Annotated in this window: 26 protein-coding genes; 5 read left to right on the forward strand and 21 right to left on the reverse strand. The window is 34.7% G+C overall.

The window, feature by feature from the left end; all coding sequences use genetic code 11:
- The 7 genes from AA089_RS09440 to AA089_RS09465 form a co-directional block, all read right to left on the reverse strand.
- A complete protein-coding gene (locus AA089_RS09440; protein ID WP_046756688.1) occupies positions 1-444 on the reverse strand; it encodes a hypothetical protein in 444 nt (147 codons plus the stop codon).
- Positions 445-453: 9 nt separating this feature from the next.
- Positions 454-1095 (reverse strand): hypothetical protein, encoded by a 642-nt coding sequence (locus AA089_RS09445; RefSeq protein WP_046756689.1) that lies wholly within the window; start codon positions 1093-1095, stop codon positions 454-456.
- A gap of 17 nt (positions 1096-1112) precedes the next feature.
- Positions 1113-1265, reverse strand: a complete 153-nt coding sequence (locus tag AA089_RS24695; protein ID WP_156168959.1) for an MBL fold metallo-hydrolase RNA specificity domain-containing protein — start codon at positions 1263-1265, stop codon at positions 1113-1115.
- Positions 1266-1274: 9 nt separating this feature from the next.
- Positions 1275-1460, reverse strand: coding sequence for a hypothetical protein (locus AA089_RS23635; RefSeq protein ID WP_053002300.1), 186 nt, complete (start codon positions 1458-1460; stop codon positions 1275-1277).
- A gap of 12 nt (positions 1461-1472) precedes the next feature.
- Positions 1473-2321: a universal stress protein gene (locus AA089_RS09455; RefSeq protein ID WP_046756690.1), complete on the reverse strand. Its 849-nt coding sequence runs from the start codon at positions 2319-2321 to the stop codon at positions 1473-1475.
- A gap of 92 nt (positions 2322-2413) precedes the next feature.
- On the reverse strand, positions 2414-3241 hold the full coding sequence (locus AA089_RS09460; RefSeq protein ID WP_046756691.1) for a universal stress protein: 828 nt from the start codon (positions 3239-3241) through the stop codon (positions 2414-2416).
- Between the two features lie 68 nt (positions 3242-3309).
- Complete coding sequence (locus tag AA089_RS09465) at positions 3310-4152, reverse strand: universal stress protein (RefSeq protein WP_046756692.1); 843 nt, start codon at positions 4150-4152, stop codon at positions 3310-3312.
- 155 nt (positions 4153-4307) lie between these two features.
- Here AA089_RS09465 and AA089_RS09470 point away from each other — a divergent pair, with 155 nt between their 5' ends.
- The 3 genes from AA089_RS09470 to AA089_RS09480 all read left to right on the forward strand — a co-directional run bounded on the left by AA089_RS09470 (position 4308) and on the right by AA089_RS09480 (position 7222).
- The gene (locus AA089_RS09470) at positions 4308-4721 is read left to right on the forward strand and encodes a hypothetical protein (protein ID WP_046756693.1); all 414 of its coding nucleotides are present in this window, start codon (positions 4308-4310) and stop codon (positions 4719-4721) included.
- Between the two features lie 11 nt (positions 4722-4732).
- A complete protein-coding gene (locus tag AA089_RS09475; protein ID WP_046756694.1) occupies positions 4733-6700 on the forward strand; it encodes a heavy metal translocating P-type ATPase in 1968 nt (655 codons plus the stop codon).
- A 66-nt stretch (positions 6701-6766) separates the two neighbouring features.
- Positions 6767-7222 (forward strand): pyridoxamine 5'-phosphate oxidase family protein, encoded by a 456-nt coding sequence (locus AA089_RS09480; protein WP_046756695.1) that lies wholly within the window; start codon positions 6767-6769, stop codon positions 7220-7222.
- Positions 7223-7243: 21 nt separating this feature from the next.
- Here the strand turns inward: AA089_RS09480 and AA089_RS09485 are convergent, their stop codons facing one another.
- From AA089_RS09485 to AA089_RS09495, 3 genes are all read right to left on the reverse strand, one after another.
- Positions 7244-8629, reverse strand: coding sequence for an exonuclease domain-containing protein (locus AA089_RS09485; protein ID WP_046756696.1), 1386 nt, complete (start codon positions 8627-8629; stop codon positions 7244-7246).
- 3 nt (positions 8630-8632) lie between these two features.
- On the reverse strand, positions 8633-9403 hold the full coding sequence (locus AA089_RS09490; protein WP_046756697.1) for an XRE family transcriptional regulator: 771 nt from the start codon (positions 9401-9403) through the stop codon (positions 8633-8635).
- An 85-nt stretch (positions 9404-9488) separates the two neighbouring features.
- On the reverse strand, positions 9489-9908 hold the full coding sequence (locus AA089_RS09495; protein ID WP_046756698.1) for a lysozyme inhibitor LprI family protein: 420 nt from the start codon (positions 9906-9908) through the stop codon (positions 9489-9491).
- Positions 9909-10120: 212 nt separating this feature from the next.
- On the opposite strand from AA089_RS09495, the gene AA089_RS09500 reads away from it, so the two are divergent.
- Positions 10121-10318, forward strand: a complete 198-nt coding sequence (locus AA089_RS09500; protein WP_046756699.1) for a hypothetical protein — start codon at positions 10121-10123, stop codon at positions 10316-10318.
- Between the two features lie 82 nt (positions 10319-10400).
- On the opposite strand, the gene AA089_RS09505 is transcribed toward AA089_RS09500, so the two are convergent.
- The 3 genes from AA089_RS09505 to AA089_RS09515 form a co-directional block, all read right to left on the reverse strand.
- On the reverse strand, positions 10401-11969 hold the full coding sequence (locus AA089_RS09505) for a M28 family peptidase (protein WP_046756700.1): 1569 nt from the start codon (positions 11967-11969) through the stop codon (positions 10401-10403).
- 218 nt (positions 11970-12187) lie between these two features.
- A complete protein-coding gene (locus AA089_RS09510; protein WP_046756701.1) occupies positions 12188-12511 on the reverse strand; it encodes a hypothetical protein in 324 nt (107 codons plus the stop codon).
- Between the two features lie 24 nt (positions 12512-12535).
- Complete coding sequence (locus AA089_RS09515) at positions 12536-13315, reverse strand: DUF3108 domain-containing protein (RefSeq protein ID WP_046756702.1); 780 nt, start codon at positions 13313-13315, stop codon at positions 12536-12538.
- Positions 13316-13449: 134 nt separating this feature from the next.
- Here AA089_RS09515 and AA089_RS09520 point away from each other — a divergent pair, with 134 nt between their 5' ends.
- Positions 13450-14004 (forward strand): hypothetical protein, encoded by a 555-nt coding sequence (locus tag AA089_RS09520; protein ID WP_046756721.1) that lies wholly within the window; start codon positions 13450-13452, stop codon positions 14002-14004.
- 85 nt (positions 14005-14089) lie between these two features.
- On the opposite strand, the gene AA089_RS09525 is transcribed toward AA089_RS09520, so the two are convergent.
- From AA089_RS09525 to AA089_RS09560, 8 genes are all read right to left on the reverse strand, one after another.
- Complete coding sequence (locus tag AA089_RS09525; RefSeq protein ID WP_046756703.1) at positions 14090-14464, reverse strand: DUF423 domain-containing protein; 375 nt, start codon at positions 14462-14464, stop codon at positions 14090-14092.
- Positions 14465-14543: 79 nt separating this feature from the next.
- On the reverse strand, positions 14544-14918 hold the full coding sequence (locus AA089_RS09530; protein WP_156168960.1) for a hypothetical protein: 375 nt from the start codon (positions 14916-14918) through the stop codon (positions 14544-14546).
- Between the two features lie 96 nt (positions 14919-15014).
- On the reverse strand, positions 15015-15425 hold the full coding sequence (locus tag AA089_RS09535; RefSeq protein ID WP_046756705.1) for a heavy-metal-associated domain-containing protein: 411 nt from the start codon (positions 15423-15425) through the stop codon (positions 15015-15017).
- A 115-nt stretch (positions 15426-15540) separates the two neighbouring features.
- Positions 15541-17229: an efflux RND transporter periplasmic adaptor subunit gene (locus AA089_RS09540; RefSeq protein ID WP_046756706.1), complete on the reverse strand. Its 1689-nt coding sequence runs from the start codon at positions 17227-17229 to the stop codon at positions 15541-15543.
- A gap of 2 nt (positions 17230-17231) precedes the next feature.
- On the reverse strand, positions 17232-17951 hold the full coding sequence (locus AA089_RS09545; protein WP_046756707.1) for a heavy-metal-associated domain-containing protein: 720 nt from the start codon (positions 17949-17951) through the stop codon (positions 17232-17234).
- Positions 17952-17956: 5 nt separating this feature from the next.
- A complete protein-coding gene (locus AA089_RS09550; RefSeq protein WP_046756708.1) occupies positions 17957-19192 on the reverse strand; it encodes a TolC family protein in 1236 nt (411 codons plus the stop codon).
- Positions 19189-22935, reverse strand: coding sequence for an efflux RND transporter permease subunit (locus AA089_RS09555; protein WP_046756709.1), 3747 nt, complete (start codon positions 22933-22935; stop codon positions 19189-19191). The genes AA089_RS09550 and AA089_RS09555 overlap by 4 nt, the downstream gene beginning before the upstream one ends.
- Before the next feature lie 102 nt (positions 22936-23037).
- The gene (locus AA089_RS09560) at positions 23038-23451 is read right to left on the reverse strand and encodes an HYC_CC_PP family protein (protein WP_046756710.1); all 414 of its coding nucleotides are present in this window, start codon (positions 23449-23451) and stop codon (positions 23038-23040) included.
- Positions 23452-23533: the final 82 nt, after the last annotated feature.

Here is a 23533-nt window from a genome sequence, read left to right on the forward strand (position 1 = left end):
TTAGTGGTTTTTATCAAATAATGTTCTAAACTTTTCTTCTTTTTTAATTTCCTTTATGATGTCAAATATTTGCGTTTTCAACATGCGGTAATTTTCTAAAAACGCTAATGTCTCAACTTTTAAATCGCGGTGTGTGTCTTTGTATTTTTTTTCATCTACGGGTTGATTTATTCCATCGACCATAATTTTGAGTTCTCTTTCATGCGTTGTTACAGCTTCAATGAGCGTATTTGTTCTTCGTTGCGATCTATTGAGTACGTCTATGATTTCTTTTTCATTAGAGAATACGTCTAGTTCAGATAATGGTACTGAGAATGTTTGCAATAGATTTCCAAAAAAGAAGTGTTCATCTTTTATAAAGTTTAATTCAGAAAGCCAGTTGAGTGAATCTTCGTGCATTTCTTCAGGGCTTAGCCATTTGATGTAATGTATTTGTGTTTCCATAATTGTTAATTATTTGCTTGTTTTTGAAGGAATTAGTTGTTGGTTTTCTAATTTTAATAGAATAAGTTTTACGTAACGATCAATCGTTTTATCAATTGCTTTTTTATCCGAAACTTCTATATAGCCTTTCCAAAGTAACTCTCTTTCTTTTGTAGGACAAATACAATATAAAGTTGCTTCCAAGTGGTAAATTTTATATTCTTTGTAATAATCTGTATTGAATAAAAAGTTTTGTGAGGTTATGAAATCTTCTTTGAAGTTTTGAGAAGCTTCTCCGCCATTGTACTGGCTTTTTTTGTAGGTAACTTTTTCTTCAACTCTTATAATTTTGCTAAATAGAATCGTGTCAAATCCATCTTCAAGAAGTTTTTTTTCTACGGCATCAAGTTGTTGTTTCGATTGTTTTTTTGTACTAAAGTCTGATGTTAAAAAATTGATACTTTTAAACGCTTCCAAATTTCGCTCCGTGAGTGCTTCTTGGAGTTGTTTTTCAAATAGCATTCTAGCTTCATCATGTGTGGTAAGTCCCACAATAAATACCTTTGACGGAACATACAAATCTATGTCAGGATTTTTCCAATCGCTCGCAAGTTTTACACTAGAACAGCTTTCCAACAGGAATAAAAAGAGTATACATAAGAGACGTTTCATCGGTGTTACTTTTTGGTTTAAATTCTAATTTTTTCTACACTTGTTAGCTTCGGAACTACGACATTCCATTGGTATGTATCTTCTATTTTTACTCTAAAAGCATTTAAAGCAGAAGGTTCTCCGTGAATTAGGTATACTTTTTCAGCAATGTTTTTGAAGTATTGCTTCATTTGGTGTTTTTAACGTTCCAAATATTTACGATCCTGAACTACGTCTTGTGGACCACCTTTTTGCCGTGTTCCAGCACCTCCATGCGGACGAAAGTGTTCTATATTTGAATGGATTGTTTGTAAGGTTTCTTGATCATTTTGTAGTGTAATGACAAGTGCTTTTTCTTTATCTAACCAAATTCCTGTTTTTTTCATGACATCATTTTTTTAGTTTCTTAAATCATGCATTACTAATATTGGTACTTTAAAGTCTGTAACTTCTTTTACCATCGCATTGGTTAAAATGCTTCCAAAAAAGACATGCTTTTTATTTATAAAAGCAACCATGTCACTCTTTCTACTTTCTATAAATATGCGTACGGCTTCTGATACGGAGTATTGGGATAAGAAGTGAAACGAATACGAAATGTTTTCAAAAATTTCTTCTAGCATTGCTTGTCGCTCTTTTTGTTCTTTGTTCAATTCTCTATTCGAAACATGTAACACAGCAACATTGGCATTGCATTTTTGAGCAATATCGGTTACATAGTATAGTTCTCTTCTTTTGAAATGAGTTTTGTAGCTCGTCGGAAATACAATTTCTTTAGGTAGCGTATGTGTAGCATTTTCAGGAATAACCATTACGGGACAGTTGCGCACTTTTTCCATGGCATACATAGCATTGCTTCCAAAAATAGCTTCGCTGCTATTTGTTTTTCCTTTGTTTCCCATAATGACAATCTCGATATCTTTTTTTTCAACGATATTTTTGATGGCTTCTATGACATCATTGAACACTGAAATGATATGAAATTCATGCTTAGGATTGTCTGCATCACTTTGCTTGAGTAAATCTAATATGTTGCTTAATTCTTTTTCAGAATCTTGTTTAGCAGCTTCATACGATTCACTTCCTTCAACCATGTTCAGTAGGCTATCCATTAAGTTTTTTGACGCTGAAAAGACATTTAGAATGTAAAAATCGCATTCGTCATCTGCATACAATCGGGTCGCATATTTTAGTGCAAGCCAAGCATTTTTAGAGAAATCTGTAGGTACTAATATTTTGCGTTTCATAGTAAGTAGTTTTTTGATTTATAAAACTTGTTTAAACGAGTTTATATTAAAAATACGCGTCTTCCCCTGAAATTACTATGATATATGTCAGCTTACTCAGGAATCACTAAAAACGGTATTGTAGGGTGAAATCCTATTTTTTTAATTATAGGTTCACGTGTAATTCGTTCAATAAAACTGTGCGAATAGTAAATCATTGCTAAGATGTCAATTTCCAGTTCTTCAATGAAATTTGTGATTCCTTGCGCTTTGCTCGTATAGTTTGGAATCCAATGAAAACTATGTTCGTTATCAACTAAGTATTGTTGTAACGTTGTATAGTTCTTTTCTTGTGTTTCCGACAGTTTTTCTTTTTCATTGATATGAACCACTCTAATTTTTGAATGGTACAAATCGGCTAATTTTTTTAGATAGTGCAACTCTTTTGCGTCACAATCTCTTTGGTAATCCGTAGGAAAAGCAATTTGTTTCGGAATTTTAAATTCGTAATTGTCAGGAATCATTAACAACGGACAATTTTTGATCTTTTTTATGATTTTCGTTGTGTTGCTTCCAAAGAAAATTTCTTTAGCGCCAGTGGCACCTTTGGTTCCCATAATGACCAAATCGATTTCATATTTTTGTATGGCAGTTTCTACGGCATCATCTAAACTTCCTATATTTAAAATGATTTCAAATTCATGATTTCCATTTGCATTTGTTTCAATGAGTTTTGTCTTCAAGTCTGCCAAATCTTTCTTAGCATTATCGCGCATTGTTGTCAGTAGCTTGTTGGAAAAACTTGAAACTCTAGACGCTTTTAAATTTGTAGAATTTAGAATGTAAAATGTACAGTGTTCGTTTGCGTAAAGTTTTAAAGCATAAATAATTGCACTCCAAGCATTGTCTGAAAAGTCGGTTGGTAAAAGAATTTTTGTCATCGTATGTTACTTTAATAGTTCTGTTAAAAGTAGCATTTAAATATGCCGTTAAAAATGATATAAATCAGTTATGCCTTTGCAGGAATTACCAAGAAAGGAATATGTATGTGAAATCCTATTTTATTGATGTTAGAGCCAAAAAACAGATTTTCAAAAAACGATGGTTTGTTATTGATCATCGTTACGATATTGATATTGTTTTCTGATTGAAATTCCATAATAGCATCGACTACATTTTCGTTAAAAACCATGCGGAAAGATGAGGATGGAGCTGCAAAAAACATCGCCAATTTTTGTTTGCTGTTTTCTTGTTCTTCCGATAATTGTTCGCGATAGGAAACATGGAAAAAGTGCAAGTTCGAATTGTATAATTGTACAATATTTTTGATTACTTGTAATTGTTCCTCTTGAAAATCAATTTCATAGTCAGAAGGAAACAGTATTTCCTTAGGCGTTGTAAACTCGTACTTACTTGGAATTGCTAACAACGGACATGTTGCATTTTTAATTACATGAACCGTATTTGAACCAAACAATATTTCGTCTAAACCTGTGGCTCCTTGTGTTCCCATTACAATCAAATCGATGGTTTCTTTTTCGCATACATCTTCAATTTCAGCACTTAGCGTATTAAAAGCGGCTCTTTTAGTAAACGTATGTTTTGGATTCGAAAATTCGGTTTCAATTTTTTCCTGCATGTTTCTCAGTCCTTCTTTTGAAGTTTCTCGCATCGCATCTAACAATCCAAATTGTGCAGCACCAATTTCCATATATTCCACTCGGTACACAATGGGTGTAAAGGTGTTGAGTAAAATAAATTCACATTCTTTGTCTTTAAATAATTGAACAGCATACTTGATGGCGTTGAATGAATTATTTGAAAAATCGGTGGGTAAAAGTATTTTTTTCATAAACGAACTTGTTAATTAATAGATGACTTAAAAGTACATTCATAAATAATTGAAAACTATGGTATAGGTCATGTTTGAAACAGAATTCGAATCTGATTTATATCATAGAAAAATAATAAGGAAGATCTTAAATTTGCTAGTAAATACAATCACTTATGGATGTAACACCACAAACTGCCGTCGTATTTTATCAGCATCTTGCAAAACTTTTTTATGCAATAGCTTTGGCAGATAAAAAGATAAAGAAAGCTGAATTTGAAGTCATGAAAAAAGAAATTTCAGTTTTAAGTTTACGTGAAAATTATACCATTACAACTGCAAAAATTGATATTGAACATCATATTACTGCTACCTTTAAAATACTGTATTTTGAGAAAGCGAGTTCGGAAGCTTGTTTTGATGATTTTATAGCGTATAAAAAAGCAAACGAATCGTTGTTTACGGAAAAAGTAAAAAGCGCGATTCTAAAAATTGCAAGTAAAATTTCAGCCAGTTTTTCTGATGTAAATAAATCAGAATTAATCTTACTTGGAAAACTCAGTATAGCATTTAAAGAAACCGCTTCATAACCACTTTTATAATGTCAAATACTTCAACCAAAACACTTTCATATCCTTTTATTTTTGGCAAAAAAACAGAACTGTATTTTGCGCTCTTGTGTGGTGTTTTTTTATGTATCGGTTTTCTTTTAGAAAAACTAACTCATATTCCAGCAGTTGGTTATAAAATTATGTATGCCATTTCGTATGTGTTTGGCGGTTATTTTGTGAGTATTGAAGCGTTTAAAAAAATAAGCAAAGGTGGTTTTGATATTGATTTTTTAATGATTGCTGCAGCAATTGGCGCCATTTATATAGGAAGTTGGGCAGAAGGTGCGTTGTTATTATTTTTATTCAGTTTAGGACATGCGTTGGAACATTACGCCATGCATAAAGCCAAAAAGTCAATTGAAGCATTGGGGAACTTATCTCCCAAAATGGCTTTGGTAAAAAGAAACGGAATTGTTGAAGAAATTTCTGTGGAAAGTTTACATATTAAAGATGTAATCATCGTGAAACCCAATACAAAAATTGCCGCCGATGGTGTTATTATAAAAGGAAATAGTAGTATAAATCAAGCGCCAATTACTGGCGAAAGTATTCCTGTTGATAAAGAAAGTATTCCCACACTAAAACGCTTGCCAGAATTTAGCGAAATAGATAAAAAGCATACGGTTTTTGCAGGAACGATTAATGGAGACGATAGCATAGAAGTGTTGGTGCTAAAACTGAGCAAAGATTCTACCGTTTCTAGATTAATCAAGTTGGTGAGCGAAGTTGAAACGCAGAAGTCGCCCACACAACGATTGACTAAAAAGTTTGAAAAATGGTATGTTCCTATCGTAATACTGATGGTATTTTTATTGTGTTTTACCTATCTCGTCATCAACGAAACCTTTGAAGAAAGCGTATACCGAGCAATTACTGTATTGGTAGCGGCAAGTCCGTGCGCATTGGCAATTTCTACACCAAGTGCTGTATTGAGTGGAATTGCACGAGCTGCCAAAAAAGGAGTGTTGATTAAAGGCGGAAAAGCCTTGGAAGATTTGGGTTCAATTACCGCAATTGCTTTTGACAAAACTGGAACACTTACCGAAGGAAAACCTACGTTGAAACAAATGATTCCCATGCATGGTTTTAATGAATTTGAATTTGCACAATTGGTACTCGAAGTAGAAAGTTTAAGCAATCATCCATTGGCAAAAGCCATTGCAAAAGATATTAAAAAAAGATATCAAATTGCGGTCACAGACAATGCTTCTAATGTAAAAGCGATTCAGGGAAAAGGAGTGACAGCAACATACAACAATCAAAAAATATATATCGGCAATGTAAAACTGATGGAAGATGCAGGAATTGAAGTAGATTCTGCTATTCATTCCAAGATGGAACATCTTTTGTTAAAAGGCGAAACAGTCATGTTGGTAGCTTACAATACGCAAATTGCAGGAATGATTAGTGTAATGGATGTTCCGCGAAAAACTGCTAAAAGTACCATTATAAAACTACGACAAATAGGTGTAAAATATATGATAATGCTCACGGGCGATCATCAAAACGTAGGTAATGCAATTGCCAAACAAATTGGACTTTCGGAAGCTATTGGAAATTTATTGCCTGAAGCGAAAGTAGCGGAAATAAAAGTATTGCTGCAAAACCATAAAAAAGTAGCAATGGTCGGCGATGGTGTCAATGATGCACCAGCTATGGCGTTAAGCACCGTAAGTATTGCCATGGGCGCGGCAGGAAGTGATGTGGCATTAGAAGTTGCTGATGTGGCATTGATGTCTGACAAAATTGAAAATCTCCCTTTTGTATTTGGACTCAGTACAGCTTCAAAAAGAATTATAAAACAAAATATTTGGATCAGTTTGGGCATGGTTTTGTTTTTAGTTCCCATCACTATTTTAGGACTTACCAATATTGGAATTGCAGTGTTACTTCATGAAGGTTCCACCATTGTTGTTGTATTAAATGCCTTGCGATTGCTCCGTTATAAAATGGACTAACTGACTAATATCATATTTTTTTAAAGGTGTTTGTGATACTTTAGTATACAACCTAAATGTATTATTATGATTAAAATACTCAACGAAAAAGAACGCCTTACAATTTTAGAAAGCAATTACATTGGTCATTTAGCATACGTATATCAACAGCGACCGTTTATTGCACCAATAACCTATTTTTTTGACAAAGAACGCAACATTATTATTGGCTATTCTGCGGAAGGACACAAAATAAATGCCATGCGAAAACACAATGTAGTTGCGATGGAAGTTTCCGAAATAGATTCTGTAAACGACTGGAATACAATTGTGGTACATGGAGTTTATGAAGAACTCGATGGAAGTACTGCAAAAGCTTATTTGCATGATTTTTCGTTAGGAGTAAAAGATTTAATCATGCGAAAAGAAAATAGGAAACTAGACTTTATCAATCAATTTTCAAGTAAAATATATAAGGACGATTTTCCAATCGTTTTTTTAATTAAGATTGAAGAAATTACTGGTCGCATGCGAAGAAATTAATTGTATTTTCCAACTCAAATTTTAACAAGCAATCGTCATAATCTGTTTCGCTTTTGAAGTAGTATTCAACAACACTTTTTTCAGAATTCGTTGCACATCTACATTGTCTTTTTGTTTGATGAGATAATTTTCCAATTCGTCTACATGACTTATTTGTAAATCGTGTTCTATGAAACCATATCCTACATACAAGCCGTTTTTAACCATAATAAACGCTTCTTCTTCCGAATTTCGTCCAGATTCTTTAATGACTACATTTTTAGAAGCATTTAGTGTATAATGAATTGCTTTTTCGACACGTTCATTGTAAATTTCTACAGTTTCTTCGTTTCTACAAATTCCTTGGCAAGTTTCTAGTAAAAAGTGCGAACATTCGGGAACGCGTTCTTGCAAATGACAGTATTTTGGACACAAATCAAATTGCATGCACAAACGTTCTATAAATAATCTGCAATCGCGAATATTGTATAATATAATTAATGGATTTGGTGTTTTTTTCGAATCGTTTATTGCCAAATGTTTGACACCACGACGATCAGAATATTCAAAAATAGCATAACTTTTTGGCGCTCTTTTGGAAGCTGTATTGTATGGTGGATAATGATGTTTTATAGCAGCATCTTCCATGAGTAATGCAACCAATTCACTTCCTGAAAGTTCAAAGTCAATATCAGCCGTTTCTCTGCATAAATCGAGTTCTTTTTGTGCTTTCTTGTAAAAGTGACTCAATACGCGTTTTTGTATATTTTTGGCTTTTCCGACATAAATAATTCTGCCTTTTTTATTCTTAAAGTAGTACACACCAGGTTTATTTGGCAATGCTTCAAATATGTTGCTTGGCAAATGTGGTGGCAATGTCGCTTCTTTGGAAGTCCGTTTTAAAAACTTCTGAAAGGTTTCTTCGGCATTTTCCTGCGAAAGCAATAATTGAAATAGTATCACCGTTGCGGCAGCATCTCCACGTGCTCTGTGTCGATCAGAAATATGAATATCGAGCGATTTGCATAATTTGCCTAAACTGTACGATTTCAAACCTGGAATTAAACTTCTCGACAGTCGAACAGTACATAGTTTTTTGCGTCTAAATTCAATATCAATGGCTTTAAATTCATTTCGAATTACATTGTAATCAAAATTGACATTATGCGCGACAAAAATAGTGTTTTCGGTAATGTTTAATACGTCTTGGGCAATTTCTGCAAACGTAGGCGCATCAGCAACCATTGCATTATCAATTCCTGTCAACGCTGTAATGTGTGTTGGAATGTAGGCATTCGGATTTACTAATGACGTAAATTCATCAATAATGGTTTCTCCATCAAACTTAAAAACAGAAATTTCGGTAATTTGATTGCTACGTCCTGTAGTTTCAACATCAATTATGGTATAGATTTGGTTTTTTAACATGAGTTAAGACATTTTACGGACAGCTTCTAGTTCTACTTGCAATTCTCTAAACATCGTCATAATACTGCTCAATTTTAGTTCTTTTTCATCATATTCTTGTGTGTTGATGCAACAGGTAAATTCCCAAACTTCCAGCACTTGTTGAATCGGAACTTCATACGGATCATAGGTTTTATTATCACTACTCAATAGTAAGGTTTGATTTTCTGCAATACGATTATATACGCGTTTGTAGACCAATCCGTCATCTTTTGTCAATACAATATATGTACGTCCGTCTTTTATATCATTGATGTCATCTACATATTTTGCTACGATGTACGAACCATCTTTTACAGGCAACATCGAATCGCCTTTGATGGGAAATGCTCTGTGTGTTCCTGTTGGTAAAAAAGGGAGTTTTATTTTTTGTAATTGCTCAATGTATTCAGGATCTGCGTAACCCGCTAAATATCCTGCGGAAGCTTTTGTTGGAATGATTTCGATAAGTTCTTCATCGTTTTCATCTACAGAAATAGGAAACAATAAACGTTGATTTCCAATGTGCATAAACGATGTGTCTTTCGCTTGTGATAAATCGTTTTTAACTAAAATATCAATTGGCAATTTGAAATAGTCAGAAAGATCAATTAAACGATCAATTGGAGGTTCGGAGCGACCTTCTTCGTAAGAACCTATCATGGAGCGCGTCCAATTTAATTCTTGCGCAAAGCGTTCTTGTGAAAACTTTTTTAAGGTACGAAGGTGCTTTATGTTGATTTGAATATTTTTCATAATACATGAAATTAGTATTACTACAAATATAAGTAAATATTGCTACAAATAAAGGTTTTTATGTAAATCGTTGAATTTAAATGCCTTATTGTTCTGTAAGTTCTTCATAAAAGTCTAATAAGTACAAAACACGTTCTCGCAGTTGTCTTTTTTCGTAGCTAGTTGCGGCAGCCATTGCCAAACTTCCTCCTTGGTAATTTTTCCGATAGTAGGACACATAGAACGCAATATCTGACTTGTGAAATGTTTCCCAGTTTTTTTGAGCATTTTCAAATAATGCTACATTTACAAGCGTTGTTTCGGTTTTTATTTGTTCTATTACTTCGGACAATGCTGCTTTCCAAGCTTGCAATGCGTTTTGTTCACATTTGATGCTTCCTATCGTAGTTGGAACTGCATTTTCAAGACATTTACTGTTTTCAGCATCAATGGAATGTCTTTTCTCTTGTCCAAAACTATATAATGTTATAATTAAGAAGAGTAGGAGTACAACTGTATGTTTCATTGCTTGTAGTGTATTTGTATTTCACAAAAATAAAGATACGTTTTTCTTTACTTCAAAGATACCAAGCGATTTTAATCTAAAATAGACCGTAAAAATTGTATTAGTAGTGTGTAAATAAATACGAAATCTATAGTATGTAGCAGAAAATAGGGTAACAAATTCACGATGTAGAAACTGTTAGGTGTATAGTATTCACCTTAAAAATTAAAATTATGAAGAAAAGAAATCTTAAAAAACTAACAATTAAAAAGGAAAGTATAGTAGCGTTCAATAGTATTTTTGGAGGCGCTTTACCAACAACGCAACAATCTACAGTAGCATTTACAAACGAAGGACTTTTGTGTGAGACTATAAATAAAGATTGTCAAGCAACATCGGGTATTTGTCCAACCAATTATTTTGATTGTTAAGAGAAGTGACTCGAACAATAATTTGTCAGAAACCAAAAAAGCTTCCAAATCGGAAGCTTTTTCAGGTATATGTTTTTGTAGTTTATTTTGAAGTTTCTTCTCCTTTGTCAACAACTACTTTGTTTTCTCTGTTTGCCAATTCCCACGCAGTGTAAAATACCAAACGTGTACGATTTGTCAATAAATCATAGTTAATTTTATCTGGCGTATCGGTTGGTCTGTGATAATCATCGTGTGTTCCATTGAAATAGAAAATTACCGGAATATTATTTTTGGCAAAGTTGTAATGATCGGAACGATAATAGTAACGATTTGGATCATTTTCATCATTAAACGTATAGTCTAACTCAATGTTTGTGTACTTTTTGTTAGCAGCTTCAGAGATTTCGTGTAATTCGGTACTCAACTTATCTGAACCAATTAAATACACATAGTTGCGATCGCCTTCTTTACGTTTTGGATCAATTCGCCCAATCATATCTATATTTAAGTTTGTCACAGTATTTTCTAATGGAAAAATAGGATCATAATCTGTGTAATATCTAGAACCTAGTAATCCTTTTTCTTCTCCCGTCACATGTAAAAATACAACAGAACGTCTTGGACCATTTCCTTCTGCTTTTGCTTTTTTGAACGCTTCTGCAATTTCAAGAATGGCAACTGTTCCTGATCCGTCATCATCAGCACCATTGTATATTTCTCCATTTTTTACACCTTCATGATCTAAATGTGCAGAAATAATGATGTATTCTTCTGGTTTTTCGTCTCCTACTATAATTGCAGCCACGTTTTCTGAATCAATTTGTTTAATTTCATCAGCAATGGTAAGCTTAGCATTTACCGCAATCGTTTTTGCAGTTGCATCATCTTCAATTGTTGGGTTGATCGCCTTTGCAACATCCGCATTTATATAATAATAGAAAAAATCATCCGCATCATTTGTTTTCAATGTCATTCGCGCATTTTTTGTCATGCTTGGATATGCCGCTTTAAAACGTGGATAATTACTTTCTACATAGAAAAACATTCCTTTTGCTTTATTTTTCTTTGCTGCGTTTCGTTTCACACGTATTTCACGAAATATACTAGACGACCAGTTTGATGCTTCTTCGGTTCCTGAAATAACATACGTTCCGTCTGCATTTTTTGGTTCTCCGATTTTGATCATGACTACTTTTCCTTCTAGGTTTTTGCCTGCATAATCAGAATATTTCTCATCATCAATTCCGTAACCGATATATTCGATTTCAAATATATTTTTTGTACCGTTATTATTTGCTGCAAATGTTAAGAATTCGTCTTGAAAAGTAAAATCTTTCCCATTAATGGTCAATTCCGACTTTAAATTGCTTCCTTTTTGCAATGGTATGTATTGAAAATAATCTCCATCTTTCTTTGCGGCAGCAATGTTTAGACTTTTATATTCGTCTCTTAAATAGGCAACAGCTTTTTTCTGTCCTGGATCTCCAGTATTTCTTCCTTCAAATTCATCAGAAGCATACGTATACAAGTGCGTTTTAAGTTCTGCTTCTGTAATCGTTTCTCCATACGGAACAGGATCAAGATTTTTAGTCACTTTTTTGTCTGCGGCTTTGTAGTTTGTGCCACATCCGATCACGGCTAAAAGGGCTAAGGATGCTAATTTTTTCATTTAGTAAATGTTATATTAAGTATCTAGTTTACAGCGAACAATCAATTGTAATTTGATTATTTGATACAAACCATATTTTAGGATGGTCAAAAGTACTGAAAACACTTATGGGTTTTAGTTATAGATTTCTTAAAAAAATGTGAAAGACTTTACTTTTTCGCAAAAAAAAAGCCTATCAGTTACATTTCTGATAGACTTTTGTAAGATAAGTTATAAAATTATTCGATACCTTCAAGATCTTCCAATTCTTCAATATCTTTTTCTTGTTGTTTTTCTTCTTTTTCAACTTGCTCTACATCAACTGCCACTTTTTGTTCTTTAAAAAAGTTCATAGTTGTGATGGCTCCAGCCAGAAATGACAAAGCAATAATTAACTTTGGAACACTTTCGCGCATTCCTTTTTTTCTTGAAAGTACTAAGGCAATTGCTCCAAAAACAATTCCCACAACAACAGGAATATATGCAAAACTTCCCATCATAAATGAAAGGAGAAAACCTAAAACGGCAGCAATACTTCCGATAATTATACAAAACGTTCTCATATGTTTATTTTTTGGTTTTTATGATTAGTTGGCAATTCCAGTAGCGTTTGTCAATTGTAACATTCCGCTTCCGATTGGAATGGTAAATTTCGCCTGTACAGGAATTTTATTCGCATCAGCAGTAAGCCAAAGTGTTCCTGATTTTAAGAAATCGCCAGAAGTAATAACTTCTAATTTGTAACATTCTTTACTTCCTAAATTGGCAGCATTGATGGTTTCTTTTCCAACAAATTTTATGGTAACAGGCGTTTCTTGTCTGTCAAACAAAATTTTAAATGTTTTTGTATCGCCAATACGCGCGTTTTCAATAGGTAAATTTCTCAAATTGTAAAAAGTTGAAACAACATCCATTGCGCCATTGCTGATGCTAAAGTCCTTTTGTTGTACCCAATCTGTTCCGTCGCCTCTACGCTTGGTTTGTGTACTTTTTACGGTTTTATTTCGTTGGTTGTACACATATTTCATTTTTTTCTTGTAACCGCCTTCTTGAATATCTCTTCGGTATAAATATGGAAGTAGCGAAGTAGTACTTACATACGACTCATACACGTCTCTGATTTTAAAAAAAGCATCAAACTTTTTATAAGTACTTGCTCTGCATTTAAAGTGATACAACGTATTGTTTGTTGTTTTTACTTTATCCGTTTCCATGGTTAGTTGCGCAAGTTGCGTCATGAAGCCCGACATTTTGTAGGATGCTGTAAACGTTAACTTTTCTCCATCTTTAAAAGGCGTTTTCTGTTGTGCCATTACTGTAAATTGACACAGACATGTTACTACCAATAAGCATACGATCTTTTTCATATTCCGTTGTTTAATTCTTTATTTATTACATACTATAACGCTCAGTTAAACACTTATTGTGCCAAAACAATTATTGCATTAAAATATCTTTATTACATTTTGTAGCTTTGGCAAAAGTACATGATTCGAAACAAGTGAAAAAATTTATATATCATAAACAAAACTTTTTTAGAAATACCTATTGTGTGTTTACAACGGTTAGTGGCGAAAATTTAGCAAATAAGAAGCCAGATTATACCAGTAAATCGGGAAGTCAATATTTTTATACAGAAGAAGGCGTGTATCGTATTTCTTCACATTGGGGAAGAGCTGCTACTTGTAGATGGCGCTTGCAAACGGACGCTTCAAACTTTCGAAATGGCGCTAAAGTCGGATTTGCCAAATGGACGAGTTTTTACAAAGATAATGATGTAGAAAAGCTTTATTTTATTAAGAAAAGCGAATTTACACAACAATATGAATATTTTCATAAAGAAGAACCGAGTTATAGTCCTAACTATATTTTACGAACAGCAGGCGACACAAAAAAGGTATTACGTCAACTTAAAGTAATTACGACGGAAACCAAATGGGCAAAGTATGTTCCGCATGACGATTTGGAAGATGTACGTGAATTTTTAATCAATGGTTTAATTACGTCTAAGAAAAGCTTGCAAGTGTTAAAACGTGAATATGTAATCTTAGATTGAAAGATTGAAGAATTGAATAATATTAAGATGTATAGCCTTTTTATTATTTAAATACTCAAAACCCAATATCTAGCATTCAAAAAAACTACAAAAAAGAAACACCTAATAAAATCCAACCGATAACCAATAGCAATCCGCCAAGAGGAGTAATTGGACCTAAAAAGCGCAATTTTTTACCTTTGGCGCTACTGATGCACAAGCCGTAAATGCTGAATGAAAACAAAAAGATTCCTATAATAAAACACCAAGCAATAGCTTTTTCAAGAGTTTCCGTAAACGAAAATTGAAATCCGATAACTAATAATACAATGGCGTGATACATTTGGTATTTTACACCTGTTTCAAAGCTTTTTAGCAATTCATCTGAAAATGTTTTCTTCAATGCGTGCGCTCCAAAAGCGCCAAAAATAATTCCCAATGCGCCATACAAAGCCGCAATAATCAATACGTATGTTGTCATGACGCAAAGGTACGTAAGATTCGTTTTATAACGTTTAGTTATACTATTTTTTCCCTAAGAATGATACCTAGACTTGTAATTACCACTTCGTATTCCAATGGATAAATTCTAAAAATTTTGGAACTAATTCAATTGCTATACATGTTGTTTCCCAGCAAGTAGCTTTTTCATAATCTTCCTCAGTATCAATGATATCCCAATCGGAATACTTCATTTTATAGCATGAAATTCTACTATCAAATTGAATGCTAAGTGTTTGTTGATAATTTAATTTTCCGTTAGGAGTTGGTTTGCTTATCAACAACTGCCACATTGATGAACCTGCAAAAAATGTTTTTGAATAATCATTGAGTAACATCCATTGGATAAAATTAGAAATCCCATGTTCAGGAACTCTAGTATTTTCTAGACGCTTAAAAAAGGAAAGTTGATTTTCCCAAGATTTTCTCAGCATAACACTAGTATAAGTTAGCTGTTCAAAGTCCGCGGTCATTTCCTTTTTTTGTACCATTTCAATATATAATAGTAACGTTTCGTATAAAACTTTTTCTTATTGATTCATTTGTTGATCAGCATCAAACTGGCAACATTTAGGTAAATTTTTATAGGCAGCTTTGTCGCCAAGTTGTTCATCAGTATCGTATCCTGCGGCAGCAATTACTTTATGCATTTCATCTTCCTTAACCATATTTTCGTCATAAGAAACTTCAATTTGTTTTTTCTTAACATCCCAATTCGCATTTGCCACACCATCCAAGCTATTCACGGCTTTTTCAATAGTTGTTTTACACATGCCACAGTTTCCACGAACTCCAAAATTTACTACAGATAAATCTTTTCCTGTTGCAGTTTCCGTTGACATTTCCGTTGTTGTTTCTGATTTTTCTGTCTTTCCATCTCCTTTACATCCAATGATGGTTACAGAAGCGATGAGTACGATTGATAAGATTACTTTTTTCATATTGTTTACGTTTATGTACTTTAATGATAATTTGTTAATTTGTTTTGTGTTGATTCGTTTTGTGCTTATTTCAAATGTTTAATTTTCCTAATTCCTAATTCCTAATTCCTAATTCCTACGTCACACTTCCGCAGGTAAGCATAACGTCCCCAAAATACGGATTTTTGATTAGTTTTTCATTGCTCAACCAATACGCACCATTGTCATTATCTGCCATAGGACAAAATTGAACTGTTAGTGGATTTTCTAAGGTTTTAAAGTTTTCTACAATAGCAATCATATGATTAGAAATGAGTTGAAAAAATACTCTTTGTCTTTCTAATGGAACGATTTCATTAATTAATTTTGAATTTTTGTGGAGTAAAGCCCAATATAAATCCAATTTTTCACGTTGCGAATTCGTTAACTGTTCCAATGCTTCCCGAAATGCTTTACTTTTTTTATCAGTCAATTTTGTGTCACTTTTTACAAACGCATCTTTTAACTCAAGATAGGCTTGAATACTTGGTTGAAACGCCTGTTCAAACTCAGTATTAAATTCCATCTTTTTGGTAACATTTGCTTGTGTTGAGGTATGGCTAGACACATTGGAATTCATCATTGACTTTTTTCCTTGCAATTGTGCCGCAGCGTCAACCGTAAAAGCGCCGTTGGTGACAATTTCATCATCGGAACTAATTCCCGAAATGACTTCATAATGTGTTGTTGTAGCATTTCCTAAGGTAATTTCTCTAGCTTCAAAAACAGGTTCGTTTGCCGAAGTTTTTACATACACAACCGATCGTTTTCCTGTCCATAAAATAGCCGATTTAGGAATGTAGATTGCCGAATCTTGCTTTTGCGTACTTTCCAATGTTCCTGTGACAAACATGCCAGGTTTTAACTTTCCATCTTTGTTGTTCAATTCAACATTTACCGCAACGGTTCTCGTTTTTGTATTCACAACAGGATCAATAAAGGTAATTTTTGCCGAAATTTCTTCATTCGGATGCGCGTTCGTCGAAATCGTAATCGTGTTGCCAACTTTTAAGCTAGACAATTGTTTTTCGTACGCATCAAAACTTGCCCAAACCGTGTTTAAGTTCGATACTTTAAATAATGCGCCACCTTCCATAATATGATTTCCTTCTTCTACAAGTTTTTCAGTAACGACACCAGAAACACTAGCGTAAATCGGAAACTTTGAAGAAACCTTTTTTGAGGTTTCGATTTGTTGAATTTGCGCTTCAGATAGTTTCCACAATTTCAATTTATTTCGCACTGCTTTGTACAATTCAGGTTGCGATGCTTTCATGCGGATTGCCGTAATTAATTCCTGTTGTGTCGTAACCAACTCAGGCGAATAGATCAAGGCAATACGTTGTCCTTTTCGAACTTGTTCTCCTGTAATATTTACATATAATTTTTCAATACGTCCACCAAAATGTGCGGTTTGTATTGCGTTTGTCTTTTCGTTCGCTTCAATAGTTCCAGTGAGTTGCAATGCTGAACTTTCCGCGTTTCCTTCGGCAACAGTTATGGTTTCAATATTTGCCAATGCGATGGCGTTTTCCGTCATACGAAACTGATTTTCAGACAATTCTCCAGTACTTTCTTGGGCAGGAATCAAATCCATTCCACAAATTGGACAATCGCCCGCTTCTGGTTGTTGAATCTGCGGATGCATCGAACAGGTCCATAGAGTACTTTCTGTTGTTATTGCTTCCGAATTTGAATGTTGCTGCGTACTTTCTCCCGAAAGGGCAAACTTCCCAATAACAATTCCTGCAAGGAGTAAAACGATATAAATAATGTATTTTTTCATCTTTAAAAATATAAGTTGATTAACATCCAGACTGCCATGACTAACATGATTGAATTTTCAATAAAAGTCGCTTTAGTCATGGGTAATTTTAACGCCGTTCCTAGACATGCACATTGAATCGTTTTTTTGTCAAACAATGCTTTGGAAACGCCAATGGTGGTAATTCCTAAAATGATTATTGTTGTAATTAAGGCAATCGGAATTTGAATTCTGCATAAAAATAGCACACCAAGTGCCACTTCAATAAACGGATATACCCATGCGTAGGCTGGAATTTGCTTGGCTAACGGATCGTACATTTGAAACGACGCAGGAAATCCTGTATAGTCTAAAAATTTGAAAAAGCTAAATACGATGTAGAATAAGCCCATAAAATCGAGCATAAATTCGGCCGTTTTCCAACTGCTGAAATTCATCAAAATACTTGCTGTGGTAATGTAAAAGAAGATTAAAAATAACGGGAATAATTGTTGTAGCTCACTTTTTTCTTCTATTTCAGATGGTGCAAAAATGTTTTTTGTTTGTTCCGAAATGGTATATTTTTCAGGCAATGCTGTTTGTAACAGTTCCAAGTTGAGTGGAGTAGTAGACGTTACAACAGCTTCCGAACGCTCCAAATTGACAGTAACATCTGTTACAGTATCTAAATTCTGTAAAACAGTTTCTACTTTGGCTTTACAACCTGCGCAGGTCATTCCTGTAATTGTATAGGTTTGTTTCATTTGAATTATTTTTTACGATCATTTTCTGTTAAAAAGTCGCTGATGGCTTTGTTGGTAAAATAGGTTTCTATGTCGTTAACTTTCTGTAATTCAAAGCCTAATTTCAATTGATCCAACGCTAATAACTGTTCAAAATCCATTTTAGCAGTTTGATACGCCGCTAAAATGACTTCTTTGGCTTGCGTGGCTTGTTCAATATTTTCGTCTTGTGTGGCTGCACTTTCTCTAACATTCATCATTTTGTTTCGTGCTGCTTCTAAAGCCATTAGTAATTGATTTTTTACTGTAATTTTTGTTTGCGAAACGGCTTGTTGTTCCAACTGTAATTGTTTTTGCTTCGCGATGTGTTTCTTATTAAATAACGGAATAGAAACGCTGACCATTGGCATAATGATGTCTTTTCCGTTATCCGGCAACGAAATGCCCGATCGTTCAGCAACCAACACATAATCGAGTCCGAAACCAATAGATGGATTTCCTTCTTTTTTGGCTACGATTTCCGATTGTTGCAACGCGTTTTCCAAATCATCCAATTGTTGCAACTTTGGATGTGTTATAATCGTGTCATCACTTGCAAATAGTTCGTTTTTGGGTATGTGTAACGAATCTAACACAATAACTTCACGATGAATTGACTTGTTTAACACCAAATTGAATTGAATTTTTTTACTGCGAATATCTTCTGAAATAGCTTGATATTGCTGTACAAGCGTATTCTTTTTCATCTTAATATTGAGCACATCAACCATATTTGTCCGATTGTTTTCCAATTCATTCAAGGCTAACTTTTCATACGTATCTAAAATTTCAATATGTTGTGCTGTAATAGTTTGTCGTTGTTGGAGTTTGTACAATTCATAATACGCAATTTTTACATTCAACGATAGTTGTCGTTTTAAAAAATTGAGTTCACTTTCCTTTGCGTTTGCCAAATACGAAGCGTTTTTCTTTTTCGCGTTCAGCGTACCAAACCATGGAATTTTTTGACTTGCCGAGAATCGCGCTCGTTGCGGTCCAACTCTCGTTTCTACGGCTTGTGCAAATACACCAACGCCCAATTGTGTATTGGGTAAACTTCCGACTTCGTTTACTTTTTCCAACGCGCTTTCGTATTGAAATTGCTTGGCTAAAATTTCTGAGCTGTTTTGTTCGGCTTCCGCCAGATAGTTCTCGAGCGTTTGCCCGTGAGAAATGCTAACTACCAAAAAGCAAGCTACAATGTATGTGAATGTCTGCTTCATGCGTTTTCGTTTTTAAATTGAATTTCTTTGTGCCAACTGTATAAAATAGGAACAATAAATAGGGTAATTAACGCGATTAACATACCGCCAAAACTTGGAATTGCCATTGGAATCATGATGTCACTTCCGCGACCTGTTGAGGTCAAAATTGGTAATAGTGCTAACAAGGTTGTCGCTGTAGTCATTAAACATGGACGAATACGTTTCATTCCAGCCGTTACAACCGCTTCACGAATGTCCTTTGTAGTTTCAGGTTGTTGTTTTTGGAATGATTGTGTTAAGTAGGTTGCCATAATAACGCCGTCATCTGTGGCAATTCCGAACAAGGCAATAAATCCTACCCAAACGGCAACACTGAGGTTGATGGTTTGTATTTGAAACAATGTGCGAAGATTTGTATCAAAGACAGAAATATCTAAAAACCATGCTTGTCCGTAGAGCCAAATCATAATGAAACCACCAGCAAATGCTACGGCAATTCCTGCAAAGATGAAGAATGATGTCGCTATCGATTTAAACTGAAAATACAGAATTAAAAAGATGATGAGCAACACAATTGGAACAATAATAACTAAGGTTTGTTCGGCACGGACTTGTTGTTCATACGTTCCCGAGAATTCAAAGTTGACACCTTTTGGCACAACCAAACTTCCTGCATCAATACGTTTTTGAATGATGGTTTGTAATTCTTCTACCAACGTAACTTCCGAAATGTCCGATTGTTTATTGAACAATACATAACTTACCAGAAATGTATCTTCACTTTTAATTAGTTGTGGTCCTTTTTCGTAACCTATTGTTACCAATTCTTTTAACAATATTTCTGAACCATTTGGCAATGGAACTAAAATATTTTCAATATCCGTAGGACTCGAACGCAATTCGCGCGGATATCGAATGCGTACATTGTAACGTTCTCTGCCTTCAATAGTTTGTGTCACTATTTTTCCACCAATGGCAACTTCTAAAATATCCTGAACAGCTTTGATGGACAATCCGTAGCGTGCAATTTCATTACGATTGATGTCTAATATTAAATACGGTTTCCCAATCAAACGTTCAGCAAATACGGTTTCTTGCTTAACATCGGGCACTTCTTTTAGAATGCTTTCCAACTCCAAACCAAAGGCTTCAATTTGCTCCAAATTTTGTCCTTTAATTTTAATACCCATTGGCGAACGCATTCCCGTTTGCAACATAATAAGCCGTGTTTCAATTGGTTGCAATTTTGGCGCAGACGTGATACTTGGGAGTTTTGTAGCTTTTACAATTTCTTGCCAAATATCATCAGGCGATTGTATATGCGGTCGCCAATTGCGATATAATTCGCCGTTTTTATCAGGAATTAAGTCGGATTTTGATACATCGTACGTTCCTCTCGCCACTTGATTTGACGAATTTGTCACATCGAGCGCAGTCGAGATGCTTTGTTTATTCTCTACAACGCCACTATTATCTTTCAATAAAAAGCGACCATCGTCATCCACTTTAAAACGTTGTGGATTTCCGTTTTCGTCTAAAATATATTCAGGTTTGTAAATGATGATATTTTCATACATGGACAATGGAGCAGGATCGAGCGCACTTTCTACGCGACCAGCTTTTCCAACAACTGTTTCAATCTCAGGAATATTGGCAACGGACATGTCTAACTGTTGTAAAATCTTTTTGTTTTCGGCAATTCCTGCATGTGGTAAAGAAGTTGGCATGAGCAAAAATGAACCTTCATTTAACGCTGGCATGAATTCTTTTCCCGTAGTGCGCCATATTTGAACACCAGCAATTAGTATCAGTAAAGGAATACTTAGAAATAGCAGTTTGTTTGCCAACGCCCAACGCAACATACGTTCGTAATACTTTATAAAGATGAGAAATGTGCCAATAACGACTGCGCAGGTTACAATGACAAAAATAAAGTTTATTGCTAAGTTATTGGTATATCCTAAAGGTCGCCAGTAGTTGGTAAGTACAGCGATGAGTATTGCAATTGCAATGATGAATTGCATACGTTTTGCAGTGGTTTTTGAGATAAATTCTTGAACCTGAGCCAAATTGACACTGGCAATGAAAAGCAACGGAATTCCCATGTAAATGTTGTGTGTCATTGTATACGCTGCAAACGCAATGAGAGAAAAATTGATTACATATTTTAACGATTTTGAGGTTTGTTTCCAGCCAAATACCCAAGCTGCCAATGCAGGTAAGATAAAGAGTGTGACAATAATGGCAGAAATTAGTGCCATGGTTTTTGTGTAAGCAAGCGGACTGAATAGTTTTCCTTCTGCACCAACTAACATGAACACAGGAATGAAGCTTACAATGGTTGTGAGCACTGCCGTGAGAATGGCGCCTGAGACTTCCGAAGTGGCGTTGTACACTAAGCTATTGATCGGAGTATTTTCGGTATCTTCTTCTAAATGTCGTGTAATATTTTCTATGAGGACAATTCCCATGTCTACCATCGTACCAATAGCAATGGCAATTCCCGAAAGGGCAACAATATTGGCATCAACTTGTCCGAGTTTCATCGTGATGAACACAAATAATACTGCAATAGGCAATACACTTGCAATTAAAACCGAAGCTCTTAAATTTAACACCATTATGATGATGATTAAAAGTGTAATGAGAATTTCGAGTGTTAGTGCTTCTTCTAGTGTGTATAAGGTTTCTTCAATCAATTCGGTACGATCGTAAAACGGAACAATGGTGAGTTGTGAAACACGTCCATCTTTGAGCGTTTTGGTAGGCAAACCGTTGGCAATGGTTTTTATTTTATCTTTTACATTGGTAATGACTTCCATTGGATTCGCTCCGAAGCGAGCCACGACAACGCCACCAACAACTTCTGCACCTTCTTTGTCTAAAATACCTCTTCTTTCGGCTGGACCGAGATATACGTTCGCCACATCTTTGATACGAATTGGCGTAAAGTTTTTGGATTGAATCGCAGTGTTTTCAATGTCAGTAATCGATTTTATATAGCCCAATCCGCGCACTACATATTCTGCTTGATTGATTTCAATGGTTTTTGCGCCAATTTCTTTGTTGGTGTTCCGAACAGCATTGACCACTTGTGCTAAAGAAAGGTTGTATTTTTTTAGTACATCAGGATTGACATCTATTTGGTATTCTTGTACATAACCGCCAATGGAAGCTACTTCCGACACATCGGCAGCACTAGATAATGCAGGTTTTACATAGTAATCTTGAATGCTTCGGAGTTCTTGTAAATTCCAGCCACCTGTTACGTTTCCGTTTTCGTCTCTACCTTCTAAGGTGTACCAAAATATTTGTCCGAGTCCTGTAGCATCAGGTCCAAGTGTAGGTTGTACATTTTCGGGTAGTAATGCACTTGGTAAGGCGTTTAGTTTTTCTAAAATTCGGCTCCGACTCCAATAGAAATCGACCTCATCATTAAATATAATATAGATACTAGAGAATCCAAACATGGACGAACTTCGCACGGTTTTTACACCTGGAATTCCCATCAATGCTGTCGTTAACGGATAGGTAATTTGATCTTCAATATCTTTTGGCGAACGTCCTTGCCATTTGGTAAATACAATTTGTTGATTTTCGCCAATATTAGGAATTGCATCTACGGCAACTGCGTTTTTAGGAAATGCGCCTAAGTTCCAATTGAATGGAGCTGTACTGAGTCCAAACCCAATGATAGTGATGAGTAGGAGTATCGTAACAAGCTTATGATGTATTAAAAATTTGATGCTTTTATTGAGCATAAGAGTTGATATTTATACAAACGAATGTGTGAATACTTGTGTAAATAGTTAGGTTTCCCTAGTGAAGAAATTCATAGGAATCTAACGTTCGTAGTATGTATATCAAATTAAAAAAGTCTCGTCTAAGAGCTGAATGTCCTTGACTAAAGGCGGCGGAATATAAGGTTTGTATACTGTTTTTTCTTCGTCTACTGTAGGAAGTACAAAGATATAATGGTATACAAATGCTGTGATAATTATTTGTGAAGTGAATGTAATATCATCGTAGTTTGTCTGTAATTCTTGTTGTCCTTGGATAAAGGTACTGATATCATTACAACATGGTGTTTGCTGAATTGTTGTTTGGTCAGAAGCTATTTGTGCGACTTCCATACCACAGTTTTCCGCTTCAATACCAATTGCCATGCTCATTTTTTGTCCACCACAAATATGTTCATTGATGGTAAATGAAAAGGTAGAGCATAAGACGAGCAATGCTAGTAGAGACGTACAGATATGTTTAATGATTTTTTTCATTCAGAATGTAAAAGTACGAAAAGTTTTTTATAGTTGGGATGTTTTGTTCTCGGGTCGCTTCGCTTTTTGGTCGCTTTGCTTT

Source organism: Kordia jejudonensis, assembly GCF_001005315.1.
In the GTDB taxonomy this organism is placed as follows: domain Bacteria; phylum Bacteroidota; class Bacteroidia; order Flavobacteriales; family Flavobacteriaceae; genus Kordia; species Kordia jejudonensis.